Source organism: Paenibacillus sp. N119s (genome assembly GCF_059447605.1).
Map to the genome: position 1 here is coordinate 1 of NZ_JCAJRU010000413.1, position 2,049 is coordinate 2,049.

General features: G+C 48.0%; 3 protein-coding genes and 1 pseudogene. 3 read left to right on the forward strand and 1 reads right to left on the reverse strand.

Annotated elements, in window-relative coordinates; genetic code table 11:
- Window positions 1–578 (forward strand): 1-phosphofructokinase family hexose kinase (locus AC5V8P_RS25275; RefSeq protein WP_495474025.1); only part of this gene is annotated, 578 nt, incomplete at its 5' end.
- Between the two features lie 99 nt (window positions 579–677).
- Here the strand turns inward: AC5V8P_RS25275 and AC5V8P_RS25280 are convergent.
- Window positions 678–1,112 carry an Lrp/AsnC family transcriptional regulator gene (locus AC5V8P_RS25280; protein ID WP_063213834.1) on the reverse strand — a complete coding sequence of 145 codons (435 nt, stop codon included), beginning with the start codon at window positions 1,110–1,112 and terminating at the stop codon, window positions 678–680.
- 158 nt (window positions 1,113–1,270) lie between these two features.
- On the opposite strand from AC5V8P_RS25280, the gene AC5V8P_RS25285 reads away from it, so the two are divergent.
- Window positions 1,271–1,732, forward strand: a complete 462-nt coding sequence (locus AC5V8P_RS25285) for a VOC family protein (protein WP_064797770.1) — start codon at window positions 1,271–1,273, stop codon at window positions 1,730–1,732.
- Between the two features lie 118 nt (window positions 1,733–1,850).
- Window positions 1,851–2,049 (forward strand): annotated as a pseudogene (locus tag AC5V8P_RS25290) (DUF3592 domain-containing protein); the annotation flags it as partial.

A 2,049-nucleotide genomic window follows, 5' to 3' on the forward strand; every position in this document is an offset into this window, starting at 1 on the left:
CGCTGCGGCGCAAAATTGCGACCCTTGCCGAGGATTCGGCTTGGGTCGTTCTCTCCGGCAGCCTGCCACCTGGCTGCCCGCCCGATCTGTACGCCGAGCTGTGCACGCTGGCGAAGGAGCACGGCGCACGGGTGGCGCTGGACGCGAGCGGTGAGGCGCTGCGCTTGGGCCTGCGCGGAAAGCCTGACCTCGTGAAGCCTAACGAGGACGAGGCTGCCCGCTTCGCGGGAATCGACGCCGCGCGCCCGGATGCCGCTGAAGCGGCGGCCTCGCAGCTGCTGGAAGCCGGAGCGCAGCTGGCCGTCATCTCGCTCGGGGCGCGCGGGGCACTCGCGGTAACGCGCGATGCACGCTACCGCGTAAGCCTGCCGGACGCGGACATTGTCAGCGCGCTCGGCAGCGGTGACGCCATGGTCGCCGGGCTGGTTAGCGGCGCGGTGGCGGGGCTGGATCTCCCTGCCATGCTACGGCAGGGAGCAGCTTGCGGCACGGCGGCGGCTCTGCACGCCATGGCTGGCAAAATCGAGCTCCAGGACGTGGAGCGTCTGGAGCAGGGAATTAAGGTGGCGCTGTTATAATTCAGCGTCACCTTTTTTATCCAACCATTCACCTAATTTAATGTCACGAATAACAGCTTTTCTGAATGTTTTGTTCCAAATATGCGTTTCTCTGCTGACCTACAACACAACCCTGTTTTCCAGTATATTTTTCATACAAATATGCGATTTCGAGGGGCCCAGCTTAACTAGAGAATCCTGAAACTCTGCAACTTCCTCTACAGACGAACTTTGTACCTTAATGAGATAATTAAATTCCCCACTGATGCGGAATAAATCGGTAACTTCCTTTGCCGCCTTACAAAAATCAATCAGCTCTTGGCAATGTTCTGTCTTCACCAGAATAAACGTTGTTGTCCCTCGATTCAGTTCCCGTAAATTAAATACGGCACTATATCCGGAAATAATTCCTCGCTCTTCAAGCTTGGTCATTCTTTCTTTAACGGACGGTTGTGACATCGAAATTTCTTTACTGATTTGGGAAATCGTTATTCGTGCATCATGCTGTAACAATGTCATGATTTTGTAGTCTATCTCGTCTATGTGATGCTGCATCTCAAGTACCTCCTGATTTGAATTTAAAAAATAATGTTTTTCATCCAAAATAGCTTTGATTTCATAACCAATATAGTATAAAAAGATCATTTTAAATATATATTTAGCACATAATTATTCATATAATAAGGTTTACTTACATATAAGGAGGATCTAAAATGAGCGTGAAGGGACTAGCTCATGTGGCTATCCAAGCCCGGGATTATCAAGCGACCATTGCATTTTATACCGAAGTATTGGGGTTTAAAAGAGGACATCACTGGAGCCTCCCGTCCTTTCGGATTCAAGAAGCCTCCATGCTGATCTCACCTGACCAAAGAACCTGTCTCGAAATTTTTGATAACGATGCCGTCATTCCTGCCCAAGGAAAAAAGGCTGCATCCGAGCAGGATATTGCTCATGGGGCTTTATTACACCTCGCATTTTACGTCGACCATGTGGATGAAATATACCAAAAAGCCCTTGCCCACGGAGCAAGAACCTTTGTGGAACCCAATCAGCTTACACTTGGTGAACCCCCTTTGGTTGTAACAAACGCCTTAGTCCACAGCCCTACTGGTGAGGTTATTGAATTTATCGAGGATGTTGATTTTGATATGTCCCTATCAAGCAAAAAGTAGTTCACGTAGCTATTATGACCTAAATGCCCTTGGAAAAATTAAACTATTCCTAAGTATATCCGATATATTGATTATCGCTTGGTTAAAGGAGTAGATTATCATTTCAATTGATTTTAATGTGTACTGGTTTCATTTTAGCTCCGATCTGCTCATACCGTTGTTCAGCTTGATCGGTCTGCTGTTCATCTATTTTGGATTTAAAACGATTCGTCGCCATCGTTATCGTAAACGCCACTGGGTCCGTACCAAAGGGCAAATCGTAGATGCTCATATCGAAGTAGACGTAGATGTCGTTCCTTTTGACCGTGACGATCCGA